This is a genomic window from Maritalea sp. YIW29 (assembly GCF_057219265.1).
Genome location: NZ_JBXVVF010000002.1, coordinates 312879 through 330006, shown reverse-complemented (window position 1 = coordinate 330006; position 17128 = coordinate 312879). Strand labels below are relative to the sequence as shown.

Below are 17128 nucleotides of genomic sequence, written 5' to 3'. Positions count from 1 at the left end.
AACCCGCTAAGGGGGACCAAGCCAAGGCTTGCTTGGTTGAGACGCTCAAAATAAACGATGCTGTATTTGCGATAGCTCAATTAGCATCCCCGCCGAATAGTCTAAAAGACGAAATGTTTAACCGCCTGATGCGCGCATATGCGTTATCGGCAACAACGAATTAGAGAGCGAACCATGAAACTGAAACACCCAATTCTGACTGGTCTTGTTTTTGCGGCTTTGGTTGCAATCAGCCCGACAGCATATGCCGATGATGCCGCAGTTTCTGAAATGCGTCAGACTGCCATAGAAGCGGGAGACCCTATCGTAGGTAAGAAAATTTTCAAAAAATGCCGTGCATGCCACAAGGTGGGCGAAGGCGCAAAAAACACTGTTGGTCCAATCCTAAACGGAATTGTTGGTGCCGATATCGCGGCCAATGAGAGCTTTAAATACTCAAAACCATTTCTTGCAAAAAAGGACGAGGGTTTGGTTTGGACGCCCGAAGCGCTAGACACGTTTTTGTTGAAACCAAAAGACTTTATCAAAAAAACCAAGATGACATTTGCCGGTCTGAAAAAACCAGACGACCGCAAAAATGTTATTGCTTATCTCGCGGGCTTTGCACAAAACGAGTAATTTTTGCTCATATTGACTTTCAAACGCCGATCCAAATGTGTAGGGTCGGCGTTGCTGTACAATGCACAATCGCTATAGAAGGTGATTGTCAGGACCAGTTGTAATCGACCACCATGTAGCCGTTTGACCACATGGATTTGGTTCATGGCGAGAAAGTAGTTTTCGTGGCCACAACATCCAAATACCATCACCAGATCAAACAATTCAGTGTGTTTTCCAAGCTGGATGATCAAGCGCTGCATCGTATCTTAGAGCAAGCGACAGATATCACTTTCAAACAAGGCACCGCCGTTTTTCGTCAGGACGAACCTGCCCAATTATTTTTTGTCTTGCTGCATGGGCGCTTAAAAGTTTCCCAACTCACGCCTAAAGGTCAGCAGGTCATTGTTCGCATGATCAACCCGGGGGATTTGTTTGGCATTGCCAAGGCAATCGGGCGCAAAACGTATCCCGGTACCGCCATTGCCGCCGTGGAATGTCACGCACTAAAATGGCCAACCAGTATGTGGGATGGTTTTCTGGACAAAAGTCCTGAAATTGCCGTGAATTCTCTCAAAATTGTTGGCAGTCGATTGCAAGAAGCCCATGCGCATCGGCTGGAAATGGCGACCGAGGAAGTTGAACGTCGTGTCGCTCATACCGTATTGCGGCTTGCGCAACAGTCCGGCAGAAAGGAAGCGGCAGGCATTCGAATTGATTTCCCGGTTTCGCGCCAAGATATTGCTGAGATGTCTGGCACGACCATGCATACGGTGTCTCGCATTCTGGTTGCTTGGGAAACCGCTAAACTTGTGACAGGCGGGCGGCAAAAACTGCTGGTAACAGATGCACATCAGCTACTCCTTATTGCGGACGGTAAGGTGGCTGGCCATCTTTAGACGCTTGTGGATGAACCACCTTTTTTATCGCACCCCAAAGATTTTCGGATGATATATCGTGGGCCGCTGCGGCCTCTGCCACGCAATGAAATTGAGAAATAGGGCAGCCCACACAATGTAGATGAAACGACCTGAAGACCCTGATGGTATCAGGCCATTTGTTCATGATCTCTGCAACAGACAAGTCACTCAATCCAAGTGTTGGCATCAGCCCATCCTTCCCTCCAATTAACCAGAGCATGCAGCGATTGATCTAAAATGTCGTTGCGCAGGCGCAAAGAACAACTCGAAACACGGTTGGTTCATATTGTAGGACGACGTTCATTTACGCACCGCAAGAATGTGCCGTTAAGCAATCGCATTTTAGGTAGTTCATGCAGCACTGCATGAACTAAACACAAAGAGTTCGCTGGACCTAACTTGGGTTGTTTCTTCTAGATCGATGGCAAATTGTGAGCTTGGCTCAATCCTGAATGAGGCCGACAAAAACTTGTGAAGGAGCAAAACTTGCTGCCATATCGTGTCGTATTAGTTTCTGACAATCACATTGACCATCCGCAGTGTCGTGCGCGCGTGATCAGGCTCCAGATGGCGATATTGTTCGTAAAGTTTGTTGGGGTCAGTTGAGGGCATGTGAAGCCGTTTGGCGCGTAATGCCTCTATTAGTGAATATGTCTCGAACGAAAATTCGAGTGCGCCAGCAACGAGCGCTAAAAATCACCATTTAAGTTGATAACGCTCTTTGAAACTTCTTCATTGGGAAGCTTTGACGCCCAAGCCAACAACACAAAATGACGAAACTTTACCATATCAATGTGTCACTAACCCAAACTAACTACGCTAAGCACTTGCTCACTCATGCAAAATAATGGGTTATTAACCTTAACATTCAATAAACTTGGCCGTATTGGATTGATGCCAACAGCGCTAAATACACATTTCATTTGATGCCGGACAAGTATGGAATAAGAGTTTGATCTGAACACCCAATTAGACAAGTCGACATTGGTGGACAGCCCAGTGAAATCCAGTATTAGGGTGAGTTGTGAAGACCTAAATAGCCCATTATTTTTGAACATTGACCGCAAATTTGCGGCTTCCGCGGTGCAATGGCACAAGCATGAAGATCTGTTTCGCCGGAGTTACCTATTTTTGTCCACCAGAGTTCAATCGAGAACGTAATCAAGCAACGTCGGCAATGCGCCCCGTGCATTCGATTTGAGGTATTCAAAAGTTGGATCCACTATTCCGAATGTTATTCCCCAACCCATTTTCAACATTTCCTCCTTTTCCACATCGGACTGTTCGCAAGAAAGATTGCAGGACAATTCGGGACGCAGATTGTAACCTGAATATCGCGGATTAGGTGAATTCATGTATTGGCGCATCATTCCAGATAGGATGTCTTCGGTTCCCGGTCCTACCGAATTGGCCTTCAGCATTTTCCCAAACTCCTCACCGACATCTACAACAACATTCTGGCTTCCCCTTGTGGTGAAGGATGTACCTTTCAAATAGTTGCGCGCCTGATGTGTGCCGTCCATTCCACGCCGAATATCCGGGCACAGGGCTTTTCCAACCCCCCAAAGCGCGTAATTAACGACCTGCCCATGCATGCACTGCCCAAGAAAAGTAACAGACTTGCGGCACTCCGTATTACGCGGAATTGCACAGCTCGCGGCCACCTTTTCAAAGAAGAATGGTTGGCCATATTTGTAATCATTATATTCAGGGAAGCGGCGGGAAGGTTTCCATTTTTCTTCGGGCAAAATTTGATCAAAGCTGCTAGGTGCTAACGCATTAATATCCCAAGCTGAAAATGCGAGAGGAATTGTTACAAGGCTTTCGCAAGCTGCCTTTTGGTACTCGGGCGTCCACGTTTTCCACTCGTCGTTGTAGAACTTGCTTAACGCATCCAAGACAATTTCGGTGATGTCTGGACCACATGTATGTTGACCTTCGGCCAATTGGCTTGCAAGTCGTTCAGCGATCAGCCGGCGCGTATCGTCTATCGCAATTTTGGGACCAATATCGGGGCAATCAATGTCAGTTGAATGAAAAACCCCAGTTGCGTCTTGCTGTAATGCCTCGGCGGCCTTTACAAGCTCTTCTTGCGCTAGCGCTGCCCGCCGTGCCGCATGGCCTTGTAGTTCTTCCATCCGAGCGCGATGTGTTTCAGCTTTTTCGTGATAAATCGACGCTGTAACGGTATCTCCCTCCGCGTCTGCATTTGATGCGCGATCAAGCCATTCCTTGAAAAGTTCGTATTGAGCCGCCGCTTCTTGGATAAGCGAATTTGCTTCGTTTTGTCGAAGCTGCGCTTGTTCACGAAAGTATTCAGCCGACCTTACAGGCAGTCTTTCGGTTTGTTGATCGCACCCAGCGATCATAACCCGCTGCTCGAATAAGTCTGGTTCTTCCTCGTCGCCGGGCTTTATTTCTGGGTTTTCTTCTGGCAGTTTTGCAGCCAGCGCAGGATTGTTCGGCGGAACATTGATGAGATTATAGTTTGGCCCCTCTTGCCCAACGGGATTAGGCTGCAATGCGTGTGAATATCTTATCAGAGAAACGATCGAATCCTCGAGCGGCAATTCGTCAACCGGCGGCGGGCTGGTTAGAACGTAAACCAGGAAATCTGCAAACGGCATCAAATTAAACTCAGAGAACCCAAGACTGTCCGTTCGCGCATATCCCCAAAGCTCTTGCGTGGCTTCATTGTAGATCGCGACATGCAGGCCGGAATACCAGCGTCCAGACATTACCGCTTGATAGTTGGAGCAGTGTTCTGTGCCCGACAGCGCGCCATCGAACATTATTGAACGCACAATAAGATCCAAAGAGCCACGCTCCTTCGCCTCATCGTATTGGCCACCAACCCCTAAATAGAATGGTATCTCCGTGCCATCTTCTAGCCATTGGCGGCATCCAGAAAGGTGTCTGCCGGACGGGGACAAATGCGCCCAGAACTGACCCGATGTAACGTATGAAGCCTGTTCCGAGGAAGATTGGTCCTGCGCCGGTGGTTCAGGATGGGTCGCAAATGTTCCTTCGATTGCGCCCGAAGATGTTTCCACCCCCTCAAACTCTAAACGGTAAGGAGATTGTGGTTGTTGAAATTTGAAATCCACCGATGATCCATCGCGTGTCATCGTGTAGTTTTTTTCGCGGGGCGCTTTTTCGGGTTCGTCCTTGGCAGAGCTGGCCAATCTAGCGGCCTTATGCGGCATCACGGCTGAACTATCGATTTCATCGGTGACGCTAACGCGGGCTTTAATCAGTTTGTCGCCAAAGAGATCCAGTGGTTTGCACTCTTGCTTGTGTTCCCATTCGATCAAAAAATCGCGGACCATATCCTCGATTTGAAAAACCAGCTCCAAACGCTGGTATCTTTCGTAGCTGTCTCCCAAGGCTGATCCTCTTGTTGCCCTAAAAGCATCTTCAATGGCATTTTTGATCTGCCGTAGCTCGTCAACAATCCTGCGAAAATCTTCTTCACGGCATTCAATTAGCGCTTCCCGAGCTTCATAAAATTTTCCCCGAACAATTTCGTCGCGAACAGCCCACCCATAAAATCCCTCGGTAGCGCCTTCGTGAATTCTGGCATCCGATTGACGACGTTCCTCTTGAGAAAGAACTGGGTTGGCGCCTAAAAAAAGAAATGAAAGCAACAACAACGAGAATACGAGAGTGAAAGAAAGGGACGGGATCTGTGTTCGTCTTGAAGCACTTTTGTTCACCACCGCATTCCTCATACTACAATCCAACTATTGTTCTAGCGCGATTTTGAAGGCATTCTCTTCGCCCGCGACAATATTGACCGTGTGCCGCGATTTGATGCCATTTACTTGAAGCTCGACCTCCAATTCGCCAGCAGGCAGCACAGTTTTGGCACTTGTGCCACTGACAAAGTCGACCTTTTTCAATTCACCGGTGTCGTCGCGCACAAAAAACGTCCAGCTTGCGTTGCCGCTTGCGGGTTCACCATCTTGACCCGTTGCGAGGAAAGTGATGTTGGCCGCATCAAGGTTTACAACGATTTGGTCCTGTGCACCCGGCTTAGGATTGACTTGAGTTAGATTGGAAGCCCCGCGCAATTTACTTTCAATTTCCAGTGCACCAGCCGGAACCACGACTTGGACTTCTCCGCCTGACTTGAACCCAATTTTTGGGCCTCTCTCACCGGATCCTTCGCGTGAATAAATTGTCCATCCCACTTGTTCGGTCATGGGTTCGGCACCGGCCGAAAGGGTGGCGGACAAATTCAGTATTGCAGCATTTAGAATAATGCGATGCGAATGGGGATCGCCCTCAACAGCTATGAAGGGATAAAGTTTTTCTACCGTGTCCCACTTTAGGACTGCCACATAGGACCCAGGTTCTGGGTCAAATTTCATCCAAGTGCCAGTTTCAGTGGCAACGCGGTCTCCCAATGTGGATGTCGCTATATCGTACTCGTGTATCGCCCAGCGTAAAGTGCTTGCGTAAAAACCCGGCGGCAGGTCTTCACTATCTTGCGACAGAGCTACATTGAAGCTTTGGGAAGGGCCAAGCGCGACCATCGTCGTTTGAATTGTTTGCTCAAGTGCCTCACGCAACTCTGTGCTTTTGCGGGCCTCTACAAACATTCCGCCTGTATTCTTAGCGATGCAAGACAGTTGGTTCGCCTCGCCATCTTTCAAATCAAATCCCACCACGTGGGCGACAAAATCTACGCCATTCTCCGCCAATGCTTGCGAAACCAAACAAGGGTCCTGTCCGCATGTTTCCAAGCCGTCTGTAACCAAAATTACGGTTGCCGGGGCCTCTTTGTAGTTCAGTCGTCCCGCAGCTTGAATAATCGCGTCACCGATTGGCGTCTTTCCCTTGGCGCCTAAATTTTGGACCGCAGAAGATACCTGCTGTGCGCTGTCTTTTTGTACAGGCACAACCAATTCTATGTCGCTGCAATCTCCCTTTCGCCTATGCCCGTACGCCATCAACCCCAAATTGACGTCTGGGTCCCACGCGCCCAGCATTTCCGAGATACCATCTCGGGCAATTTCGACTTTATGTCGACCATCGACCTGGCCCCACATGCTGCCGGAAGCATCAAGCACCAACATCGCCTGGCCCTTTGTTTTCTCGTCAGCACTTATCGAACTACTATTTGAGAGCAGGAGAAAGCATGAAGAAAATGCCAACGCTATGAAATGGAACCAGTTTACAGAATTCACTCTGTCCTCCTAGACGCTTGGGCAATTTCTGTTGCAGCGGAGAATTGGCCCGGCCGCTGAAAAGAGTGTACACCGAAAGCAAATTTTTTCCAATTTGCTGGTTTTTTGGTGTTCGCAATTGCCCTCCCAATCGAGGTGATTTAGAGGCGCAGACCGTCGGTGCATAATTGCCAGAATGGACGGTTATCCTGAGGTAAGTGGAGTGCGCGATGCTTTCCCATCAGATACCGCACGGCGCTTTTGCTGACCCAAGCCGTGGCGACACATAGCACGACGTTCTTCGAAGATTGCAACAGTCGTTAAGTCCCGCATCCCCATCTCCATGTACAAAGGGATCGAGTTCACTGGACGAACGCTCTACCAATCCGGACAGGCCTGCCCATTGTCATCTCTTACGCAACAGCACCGATCTGTCTATCAAATGCTGATGGGAGACAACTCTACTTTCTCAGCCGTTCTAAAAAATTTTCAGTGGCGACTATTAAAAAATGTTCATCATCTTCATCAATTGCAATGACGCCTTTGAAGCCAGTTACAAGTATGTTGGGATTTGAATAACATGTCTTCCTTCGTGTCTTGGGGAAATAGCCCGGTGGGTAGTCCAACGAAACGACGAAAGGCCAGGGTCGAGCTATTTCTGAATTATAGTATATATTTAACTCCTTTAAGTTCTTCTCTTTCATAATCTTCTTAGCAAGTTCGATAATCTCTTTTTCGTTGCGTCCTGCTGCAAGTGCAACAATACATTTTGTTGTTTTATACTCGTCTTCCCAAAACTCTCGAATAGCTCTAAACGCCTCCCTAGCTTTCTGAGGATTAAACGTAAAACCGGTGTCGCTGCACGACATGCCTCCCCAATTCCCGCCTTTTCCTTGACATCTCGCGCCTTCCATCATTTGAAAGTTATTCAGTTGCGCAAAAGTGTCGTCTGCGAAGCTAATGCTTGCGCTAGTTATCAGTGCGATTGTGATAGTTAATACTTGCAAAATTTGCCGAAGCATAAGTACCTTTCGGGATAGTCTTGTTGCTAGTTGTTATCCGCGTTGTTGCCAATGCTATCACCGAGAGCAAACGCTGTTCAAGCTGGCTTTTATTGCCATCACTTTATACTCTTCACATCTCGCGCACGAGTAGCTGTACATTGAATGAGATTGCATTTGGGTGGTGCAAATATGCTATTCCATATCCGGTACTTCACCATATTTGCAAAGCTTAACGGGATCACCATATTCACCGATCATCGGTTCTGCTTCACGTGACCATGCAACAACACCGGCACAATCTTGGCTTAGTATTTTAGCTTGAGTGATGGCAGAGCCTTCGGATTGAAATTCCCTTGGTTCGAATGCAGGTACAAGTTCGCCATCTTCACCATGCTGGAATGCGGCGAGTACAACTAGTTTAGGCATTGCTGTTCTCCTTTGTTGTGAGAACAAAATAGGAACAAATAATGAAATTGTCCAGCCTTGTGACACCGCGTGCAGATCGTTTCGGGGGCCGAAACGGGGGCGGAGCATTTAACTGAAACTGTTAAGTCATTGAAAAGGTTGGTGCACCCGACACGATTCGAACGTGTGGCCTCTGCCTTCGGAGGGCAGCGCTCTATCCAGCTGAGCTACGGGTGCTTCTGTGGGCCCAACATAGAATGCGCCACGAAACTGGCGCGAACTTAAACCAAGCTGGTTTGCATCACAATGGCTTTTTTGGGCAAAACAAGCAATTTTAGGATCACCCATCTTTACAGCTTATGGCGGATTTCACTTCACCAATTGCGATGGTGCGATTATGACATAATGCATGAATAAAAGGATGCCGCAGATTATGACGAGTGAAACAGCGCTTACCATCATTATTGGAGTCAGCGGCACTGGAAAATCGACCATCGCACAAAAGCTCGCAGCCGTGACTGGTGACGCTTATCTAGATGCTGACGATTATCACCCGCCGATCAACATCCAGACCATGCGTGACGGCAAACCGCTCAATGATGCAATGCGCCATTCATGGCTTAGAGATGTGTGTGATGCGGTTTCAGCGCATGCCAATCCTAAATGCGTGTTGGCCTGTTCGGCGCTCAAAAAACAGTATCGAGACGTATTTCGCGACCGGTTTGAGAATGTGCGATTTGCGCTCTTGAACGTACCAAAAGATGTTCTGCAATCACGCTTAGAACAACGCGAAAACCATTTTATGCCACCAAGTCTTCTGGATAGCCAGCTCGCGACTTTGGAGCTGCCTGATGCGCACGAAACGGGCGTTGAGTTGGTTGATGGGACATTATCCATGGAACAGATTGTCGCTGTCTTAAAATAGCGCGACGCCAATTGGCGTTAAAAGTGCTCAAAACGACATAGACCCCGCATTGCGATCAGACTAGATTAAGTGTTCAGATCAAAAATGATTCAACTTGATCCAAGGGGATTAGAATGCACCTGTTGTTGGTAGACGGCTCCACTTACATCTTTCGCGCATACCACGCTTTGCCGCCCCTTTCGCGCAAATCTGACGGGTTGCCCATCGGCGCTGTGTCTGGCTTTTGCAACATGCTCTACAAGCTGACATTAGACTTTGAAGGCGAGGAAAACCCGACACATATGGCGGTGATCTTTGATCATTCCGGTAAGAGTTTTCGCAACGACTTTTATCCCGAATATAAAGCGCACCGGCCACCGGCGCCCGAAGATCTGCGTCCCCAATTTCCATTGACCCGCGACGCGACGCGTGCCTTCTCTATTGCGTCCGTCGAGCAAGAGGGTTTTGAAGCGGATGATCTGATCGCCACCTATGCCCGCCAAGCCGAAGCAAAAGGCATGCGGGTGACCATCGTGTCGTCGGACAAAGATTTGATGCAATTGGTGTCTGACAAGATCTCGATGCTCGACACCATGAAAAACAAATGGATCGGGGCCGAGGAGGTCAACGAAAAATTCGGTGTTGCACCAAACAAGGTGATCGATGTTCAATCGCTGGCTGGCGATAGCGTCGATAACGTACCTGGCGTGCCAGGCATTGGCATTAAAACCGCAGCGCAGTTAATCGCTGAGTATGGTGATCTAGATACGTTGTTAGAACGTGCAGGCGAAATCAAACAAAACAAGCGCCGTGAAAACCTAATCGAATTTGCCGATCAAGCCCGTGTTTCGCGTGATCTCGTGACGCTCAAAACCGACGTGCCGGTGGACGTGCCACTCGAAGATTTGGGCCGTGAAGAGATCAGTGCGACTTCGATCATTCCGTTCCTCAAAGCAATGGAATTGACCACAATTACCAAACGAGTCGCAGCGGCAATTGACGCCGATCCGGATCAAATTGATGCCGATGCCAACCTGATGCCTGAGCCCCAGGAAGAGGGCGACGAGGTCGCGAGCGCAGATGGCGACAACACGCCTTCATCATTGGCCGACAAGACCGCTCTTGCACTAAACGGCCTGCCCGTCGAACACGACAAATATGAGATCGTACGCTCAATGGATGCGCTCGATAAATGGATCGAAGCGATCAAAGATAAGGGCTATGTCGCCATTGATACGGAAACGACAGGTTTGGACAATCAGCAAGCAGATTTGGTAGGCATTTGCCTTTCCACAGAGGTTGGCGATGGTTGCTACATCCCACTAATTCATAAAAGCGGTGAAGATGATCTTTTGGGTGGCGGCATGGAACCGAACCAATTACCCACTGCCGATGTCATCGAAAAGCTTAAGCCCGTTTTACAAGATCGTTCGATCTTAAAAATCGGTCAGAACATGAAATACGATATGGGTCTGTTGATGCGTTACGGCATCAATATGACGCCAATTGATGATACGATGTTGATGTCCTACGCTGTTGATGGTGCGCGCAATAATGGCATGGATGCATTGTCTCAACTTTGGCTGGACCACAAGCCGATTAAGTTCACCGACCTTGTGGGCACCGGCAAAAAACAAAAGACTTTTGACCAAATCCCAATTGATGAAGCGGCTAAATATGCGGCTGAAGATGCAGACATTACCTTGCGTTTATGGAAGGTGCTTAAGCCAAGAGTAGTGGCAAAAAAAGCCAACACGCTTTACGAAACAATTGAGCGGCCATTGGTGCCGGTCTTGGCGCGAATGGAAGCACGTGGAATCCGTGTTGATCGACAAATTTTGGCGCGTTTATCAGGTGATTTCGCCCAACGCGCGGCCGGGTTGGAAGCTGAAATTCACGAGCTGGCTGGTGAGCAATTCAATGTCGGCTCTCCCAAACAATTGGGCGAAATTCTGTTTGATAAAATGGGATTGCCGGGTGGCAAAAAAACCAAAACCGGGGCATGGCAAACCGGCGCTGGTGTGCTCGAAGATATGGCGGCTGAAGGCAATGATCTCGCCAAATGCATTTTGGAGTGGCGCGGCCTTTCCAAGCTGAAATCGACCTATACGGATGCGTTGCCCGAATTCATCAACCCACATACCAATCGGGTGCACACATCGTACGCGCAGGCGGCTGTGGCGACTGGACGGCTTTCATCATCTGACCCGAACTTGCAGAACATTCCTGTGCGCACCGAAGACGGACGCAAAATCCGCACAGCCTTTGTGGCCGAGCCGGGCAAAAAACTCATTTCAGCCGATTATAGCCAAATTGAACTGCGGGTACTGGCGCACATTGCAGACATTCCAGAACTCAAAAAGGCATTTGCCGATGGGTTGGATATTCACGCCATGACCGCGTCTGAAATGTTTGATGTGCCGATTGAAGGCATGGACCCAATGGTGCGCCGTCGCGCTAAAGCCATCAACTTTGGCATTATCTATGGCATTTCAGCGTTTGGTTTGGCCAACCAGCTTGGCATTTCACGGTCTGAGGCTGGCGACTATATCAAAACCTATTTTGCACGGTTCCCGGGCATCAAGGACTATATGGAGGACACCAAAAAATTTGTGCATGACAATGGTCATGTTGCAACCATTTTTGGTCGCAAAGCGCACTTCCCAGAAATTAACACCAAAAATGCTGGCCACCGCGCCTTCTATGAACGCGCCGCCATCAATGCACCAATTCAAGGCTCCGCCGCCGACATCATCCGGCGCGCCATGATCAAAATGGAAGGCGTGTTAGAGGCTGAAAAAGTGCCTGCTGACATGTTGCTGCAGGTGCATGACGAATTGATTTTCGAAGTGCCTGAAGGTGAAGCTGACGCGGCCATTCCGGTTATCTCCAAAGTCATGATCGACGCCCCAATGCCCGCCATTTCAATGTCGGTGCCATTGCAGGTCGATGCCCGTGCCGCTGACAATTGGAACGACGCGCATTAAGTGTGTTCACTCTTACAATGACTCTATCTTCGGTGCAAAATTAGGGACAGCATATATCCCTTCGTCACTCTCGGGCCAGCCTGCGCGGCGCGAGCGCACAAATGTGACCCGAGGGTCAATTCCTCATTTCAAAATCTATAAGAATGCTCGGATCAAGTCCGAGCATGACGACGGGGGATAATTGTGACACTTTGTGCAAAACAACATGAGACTTCACATTGACCCTGCTTGCAAAACTCAACCGCCCCTTCCTCTGCTACACCGGGATTGAAACGGACCTCATTTTCAACAAGGGTGTTGAACTACCGGGCTTTGCGACATTTCCATTGTTGGAAACAGAAGTTGGACGAGATCTGTTGGCTCAATCCCATATGGCGCAGGTCGATGTGGCGCGGGAATTTGGCTGCGGCGCGATGTTTGAAAGCGCCACTTGGGTTGCAAATAGGGATCGTGCTGCGGCTACTGGCTATCAAACCCATTTGCTCGAACAAATCAATGTTGATGCGATCAATTTCATCCGAGAGTTAGCCGATGATATTGGCGATGTGCCGATTGTCCTTAGTGCACAAATTGGGCCGCGTCGGGATGGGTATAAGCCGGATGCAATGATGGACGATGAGGAGGCAGAGCAATATCACAGCGTGCAAATGGCGCAGCTTGCCAAGGCCAAACCCGACATTGTTAGCGCATTTACAATGTCCTACCCACAAGAGGCCATTGGCATCGTCCGCGCTGCAAAACGGTGCGGTTTGCCTGTGGCAATTTCTTTCACGGTGGAGACGGATGGACTGTTGCCCACGGGCATGCCTTTGGGCGAGGCAATAGATGCTGTCGATGCCGCGACGGACAATTATGCCGATTATTTTTTGATCAATTGCGCTCACCCAGAACATTTTTTGCCTAACTTAGATGAGGGGCGTGGGACCAAACGATTGGCAGGTGTTGTGGTCAACGCGTCGCGCTGTTCGCATGCCGAACTGGACAATGCCAAAACATTGGATGACGGGGACCCAACCGAGCTTGGTGCATATTTGGGATTGATCAAAAAGGCATATCCCCACATGCGCATATTTGGCGGGTGCTGTGGCACAGATATGCGACATATGCGGGAGATCGCTGCCAAAATTAGCCAGTAACAATACGGCCACATTTGTCCGCTAGCCACAACTGGAAGATCTTCCAGTTGTGAAATGGGTCCAAATGTCTAAATACTTTCTCGCATCGTCTATCCTCGCTTTTGGCGCAGGAATTTTGTCATATGTGTTAGAGGCGATTTTCTACGGCAGCAGGTTGGATGAAAATGGCGTTGTGCAAGAAAGCTTCTTTTTGCCGGTCACCTTTATTTTCTTGGCATTCGGACTGATTTCGTTGGCAGCTCTTGTTGTGCTCAAAGCTCTAAAACGCTAAACGACGCTGGATTGACCTTGGAGAAACACATCTGTTCGAGTTGTTTGTTGGCACCATATGGTCAAGATTTTTATCACATTGACGGTTATCGCAACGGCTCTTTACTACGCTCTTTTTGGCATGCCAGATTTCATGCGTATCATTTGTTGCGGATAGGGCGATAAGCGCTAGTCGATCTTCGTCTCGTAGAAATACATTTGCTCGCCTTTAAGGCCTATGGCGCGATAAAAACTGTTGCCTTCATCATTGTCGCATTCGGTCGCGACCCAATAACTGCCGCACCCTTGCGCCTTACCCCACGCCAGAATGGCATCAAATAATGCGCGGGCAACACCTTGGCGTTGGAATTCTGGCTGTACACCAAGATTGTCGATGTAAAGGTGATGCGCTTCGTCGGGTTGATAATGGATAATCGCCCGCACATGTCCAATCACTTGTGTTCCCCCAACGGCGACGATCAGTTGATGGCTTGGTTGTGCCAAGTAAGTTTTTAGGTATTCAGTCGAAATCGGGTAGTCGAACACGTCGCTAGCGACCTCATTAAGAATGTCAGCGTTTTCTGCATTAATTGAAACGATTGAGAAGGACATTTAAGCAATTTTCCAACTGTGGTTGAAGCTGGGCACTAAGCCACCATATTGGCTCTCACATCAAACATGCCCATATATTCGACTAAGGAATTGTCGCCATGAAGTCAATTTTAGCCCTCACATGCCTATTCACACTTGCGTTTTCTAGCCTAGTCCCGGTCGCAATTGCGTCAGATCCGGCGCAAAATATTGGCAACAGCTATCATTATGTGCGTTCCAATTCGAACGGAACGCTGCCTGAAAACATATCTGTTTTTTATAGATCGTCGACCGAAGTTGAAGTCTATAAAGCCAGAGCGAAATGCACGGGAGCGGCTTTGGTTACGGCTGTCTTAGATCCTGAACTTGGCTACGCGACATCAATCACTGGCGGGCAATTGCTTCCTGAAGCTAAGCATCACGAATTTGCGTTTTTGACCTACAACAATGCGGATAAAACGCTATCTATACGCGTTGAATTGCCTGATATGGACCCAATTCTAAGGTCGACGAAAATTGGACATGAGCCTTGGCATCTTTTTGATTTCGACTTCGCTAGCCTCACCATTTTGCGCCAAAATGTCGTTGATCAGACGGCTGATTTCTCATTCGGGCTGCCGCTATTGCTGGCGGACCCAAATGCTGCCGAACCTTTGACATATCTAGGCAAGGTGAACGCGAAATTTCAAGGTGAGCAAGCCCTTTGGGGCCAAACTGCAAACAGTTTTGAACTGACTTTTGACGGCTCTAACGCACCGCTCGGTTCGCTCTTGTTTGACAAGGCAGGTGGGCACCTGATGCAGGCCGAGTTGAATATTGCCAACCATCTTGGATATGACGATTTCAAATTGGAACTGCAGAAAACCGAACAATTGGGCGCCTCTGGTTGGGCGTCATTTCTCACCAATCACTATCAGGATTGTGACAGCTAAAGCATCAATGCTGCTCGGTTACTATGCTTCCAACTGCAACCTGCGTGTCGCCAGCGCAGGTTGTAACACTAAATAGAGCCCGGAAATGCCAAGGCAATAGGCCGCGTAAAACCAGCTCTGGCTTTCTAGATTGATACCCAAATCAATAAAGCCGCCTGAAATGCCTGGCCCAGCCGCTGAGGCAAAGACCATCACCGCAATCGCTAAAGACCGAACTGCGCCAATATGGGTAGTGCCATACATTTCAGCCCAAAGCGCGCCAAACACCGCAGGCGCCATGCCACTGCCCATGGCCAAAACCAACAAGAATACTGGAATTGCCCATTCGGAGTTCAAATTGGCCATGATCAAACAGGCAACGCCAACCGGCAAATAAATGGCCGGCAGCAAACGAAATGCTGAGAAGCGATCAACCAAGAAGCCAGTTGCAATCGACACGGTCACACCAGTTACCGACATAATCGGGAACCAAGCGGTGTACGTGGTCACCGACCAGCCTTTAACATCAACCAAGTGCGCTTGATGGAAAAAATAGAGCGTTATTAGCCCCGGAAGTGTCATCGCCCCGAAAACCAATGCGTAAAATAAAGGGTCCCTAAGCACTTTGTTGCGGGTCCACTGAGCACCAGTCAGCGCATTACCTTCCGCCGCGTCTGGATTGATGTCGCCGCGGGCCTTTGCGCGTTTCCCATCCGGTGGATCGCGCAGCAAAAAGAAAATCAGCGGCAGCATAATAACGACCAGAAAGCCTGCGCCCAGTGCCCAAACATCCCGCCAGCTCATGGAAATCAAAGCGATGGTGATGATGAACGGTAGCAATGCTTCCCCTGCCGTATAGCCCATTTGCGAAAAGGCCAGCGCGCGTCCACGAAAGCGATTGAACCAGCGGGCTACAGCGGTTTGTGCAATATGGGGCAACATACCTTGTCCAAAGAACCGCAATCCGAACAAGATGAAGCATAGGAAAATCCAGTGATTGACCATGGACATGCCAAGCGCCATCAGTGCCAGGCCGATGGTGCAAATGATGGCCAATAGTCTTGGACCGAATTTATCGGTGACTTGCCCAATCGCGGCGATCAACACCGCGCTGAAAATCGTGGCGATTGTATATAGGCCCGCAAATTGGCCGTGGCTCAATTCAAAATACGCACGGATATCCGCATTGAATTGCGCGATAAAAAGGGTCTGCCCGCCCATCGACGCAAACGTCATCATAAAACCAGCACCGATCCACTGCCATTGGCGTGAGGTGAGTTCGCGCAAAGGGGGGCTGGGTGAGACAAGTGACATATTGATCGGCCTAAATGGTGACAAGCAATTCGCTGAACGCTCGTGCAATTGGGGAGAGGTGAAGCAGAAATCACTTCAATTGAGAAATTGGTACGTCCAATTTTGAGTTTTGCCAAGCTTAAAAGCATCCGAACGGGCGTATCTTGATACCTAAATGCCACATTTACAGCTTTGAAAGCGCCAAAACCTAACAAATCCCAATTATTTAACGAAATGTGAAAAAATGTGGTTAACCATGACTTAACAACAGGCTAGCTTCGCGCTAAAACCTTATCTAATGTGTGGCTCAGCCGGTCGGGTTGGGGAATTTGGGAAACTGCTGTGGTAACTAACTTAAAGCAATTCGGGTTGGCGTGTGCGCTTGTGCTCCTTGCCGCACTACCGTGTTCTGCTCAGGAACAGTCCAACCTTCTCACACCACAATTGCTTGAGAACTACGCAGCAACCAAATTCACCCCGACCGCTGAAAAACTGGTTTTTGCAAGGGCAGAAAAAGACTGCCTTGCAAAAGCGGTTTATCACGAAGCTCGCGGCGAACCAGAGGCTGGTCAATGGGCCGTGGCCCAAGTCATCCTTAATCGGGTACAGCACCATAAATATCCAGACACGGTTTGCGGCGTTGTTTATCAAAATGCCCACAAGGCAAATCGTTGCCAATTCTCCTTTGCCTGTGACGGCAAGTCAGATTCCGGTGGCATCGGCAACCGCATCGTTCGGGTCAGTTGGGTAAAGGCCGGTCTGATCGCCAATCACGCCTATAAGCAGTTCCAACAGGAAAAGTCCGTGGACTTGTTGCCAGCATCCACGCTGTTCTATCACGCGACCCGCGTTCAACCGAAGTGGGCTTCTGCCTATCAGCCGGTCAAGAAAATTGGCGCACATATTTTCTATACACCGCTTTAAACCGCTGCTAGCTTTCTAACATCGCACGATGTTTGG

15 protein-coding genes and 1 tRNA gene are annotated in these 17128 nt (G+C 49.0%); 8 read left to right on the top strand and 8 right to left on the bottom strand.

The window, feature by feature from the left end; translation table 11 throughout:
* Nucleotides 1-174 precede the first annotated feature (174 nt).
* Both AC2D8L_RS10740 and AC2D8L_RS10735 read left to right on the top strand, forming a co-directional pair.
* Nucleotides 175-618, top strand: coding sequence for a c-type cytochrome (locus tag AC2D8L_RS10740; RefSeq protein WP_484685477.1), 444 nt, complete (start codon nt 175-177; stop codon nt 616-618).
* Between the two features lie 164 nt (nt 619-782).
* The gene (locus AC2D8L_RS10735; RefSeq protein WP_484685476.1) at nt 783-1496 is read left to right on the top strand and encodes a Crp/Fnr family transcriptional regulator; all 714 of its coding nucleotides are present in this window, start codon (nt 783-785) and stop codon (nt 1494-1496) included.
* Here the strand turns inward: AC2D8L_RS10735 and AC2D8L_RS10730 are convergent.
* The 6 genes from AC2D8L_RS10730 to AC2D8L_RS10705 form a co-directional block, all read right to left on the bottom strand.
* Complete coding sequence (locus AC2D8L_RS10730; protein WP_484685475.1) at nt 1462-1704, bottom strand: DUF1858 domain-containing protein; 243 nt, start codon at nt 1702-1704, stop codon at nt 1462-1464. The genes AC2D8L_RS10735 and AC2D8L_RS10730 overlap by 35 nt on opposite strands.
* 958 nt (nt 1705-2662) lie before the next feature.
* Nucleotides 2663-5233 carry a hypothetical protein gene (locus tag AC2D8L_RS10725; protein WP_484685474.1) on the bottom strand — a complete coding sequence of 857 codons (2571 nt, stop codon included), beginning with the start codon at nt 5231-5233 and terminating at the stop codon, nt 2663-2665.
* 27 nt (nt 5234-5260) lie between these two features.
* Nucleotides 5261-6709: a vWA domain-containing protein gene (locus AC2D8L_RS10720; RefSeq protein ID WP_484685473.1), complete on the bottom strand. Its 1449-nt coding sequence runs from the start codon at nt 6707-6709 to the stop codon at nt 5261-5263.
* Nucleotides 6710-7149: 440 nt separating this feature from the next.
* Complete coding sequence (locus AC2D8L_RS10715; RefSeq protein WP_484685472.1) at nt 7150-7710, bottom strand: hypothetical protein; 561 nt, start codon at nt 7708-7710, stop codon at nt 7150-7152.
* Nucleotides 7711-7884: 174 nt separating this feature from the next.
* A complete protein-coding gene (locus AC2D8L_RS10710; protein WP_484685471.1) occupies nt 7885-8118 on the bottom strand; it encodes a hypothetical protein in 234 nt (77 codons plus the stop codon).
* A gap of 139 nt (nt 8119-8257) precedes the next feature.
* Nucleotides 8258-8334, bottom strand: a tRNA-Arg gene (locus AC2D8L_RS10705).
* A gap of 196 nt (nt 8335-8530) precedes the next feature.
* Between AC2D8L_RS10705 and AC2D8L_RS10700 the strand changes: the two genes are divergently transcribed.
* The 4 genes from AC2D8L_RS10700 to AC2D8L_RS10685 all read left to right on the top strand — a co-directional run bounded on the left by AC2D8L_RS10700 (nt 8531) and on the right by AC2D8L_RS10685 (nt 13395).
* On the top strand, nt 8531-9022 hold the full coding sequence (locus tag AC2D8L_RS10700) for a gluconokinase (RefSeq protein ID WP_484685470.1): 492 nt from the start codon (nt 8531-8533) through the stop codon (nt 9020-9022).
* Nucleotides 9023-9135: 113 nt separating this feature from the next.
* Nucleotides 9136-11988: a DNA polymerase I gene (gene polA / locus AC2D8L_RS10695; protein ID WP_484685469.1), complete on the top strand. Its 2853-nt coding sequence runs from the start codon at nt 9136-9138 to the stop codon at nt 11986-11988.
* A 218-nt stretch (nt 11989-12206) separates the two neighbouring features.
* Nucleotides 12207-13124 carry a homocysteine S-methyltransferase family protein gene (locus tag AC2D8L_RS10690; protein WP_484685468.1) on the top strand — a complete coding sequence of 306 codons (918 nt, stop codon included), beginning with the start codon at nt 12207-12209 and terminating at the stop codon, nt 13122-13124.
* Nucleotides 13125-13188: 64 nt separating this feature from the next.
* The gene (locus tag AC2D8L_RS10685; protein ID WP_484685467.1) at nt 13189-13395 is read left to right on the top strand and encodes a DUF3955 domain-containing protein; all 207 of its coding nucleotides are present in this window, start codon (nt 13189-13191) and stop codon (nt 13393-13395) included.
* A gap of 167 nt (nt 13396-13562) precedes the next feature.
* On the opposite strand, the gene AC2D8L_RS10680 is transcribed toward AC2D8L_RS10685, so the two are convergent.
* Nucleotides 13563-13985, bottom strand: coding sequence for a GNAT family N-acetyltransferase (locus tag AC2D8L_RS10680; protein WP_484685466.1), 423 nt, complete (start codon nt 13983-13985; stop codon nt 13563-13565).
* A gap of 98 nt (nt 13986-14083) precedes the next feature.
* Here AC2D8L_RS10680 and AC2D8L_RS10675 point away from each other — a divergent pair, with 98 nt between their 5' ends.
* Nucleotides 14084-14896 (top strand): hypothetical protein, encoded by an 813-nt coding sequence (locus AC2D8L_RS10675; protein ID WP_484685465.1) that lies wholly within the window; start codon nt 14084-14086, stop codon nt 14894-14896.
* 21 nt (nt 14897-14917) lie between these two features.
* Here AC2D8L_RS10675 and AC2D8L_RS10670 read toward each other — a convergent pair whose 3' ends face one another.
* Nucleotides 14918-16189 (bottom strand): MFS transporter, encoded by a 1272-nt coding sequence (locus AC2D8L_RS10670; RefSeq protein ID WP_484685464.1) that lies wholly within the window; start codon nt 16187-16189, stop codon nt 14918-14920.
* Between the two features lie 321 nt (nt 16190-16510).
* Here AC2D8L_RS10670 and AC2D8L_RS10665 point away from each other — a divergent pair, with 321 nt between their 5' ends.
* On the top strand, nt 16511-17092 hold the full coding sequence (locus AC2D8L_RS10665) for a cell wall hydrolase (RefSeq protein ID WP_484685463.1): 582 nt from the start codon (nt 16511-16513) through the stop codon (nt 17090-17092).
* Nucleotides 17093-17128 lie beyond the last annotated feature (36 nt).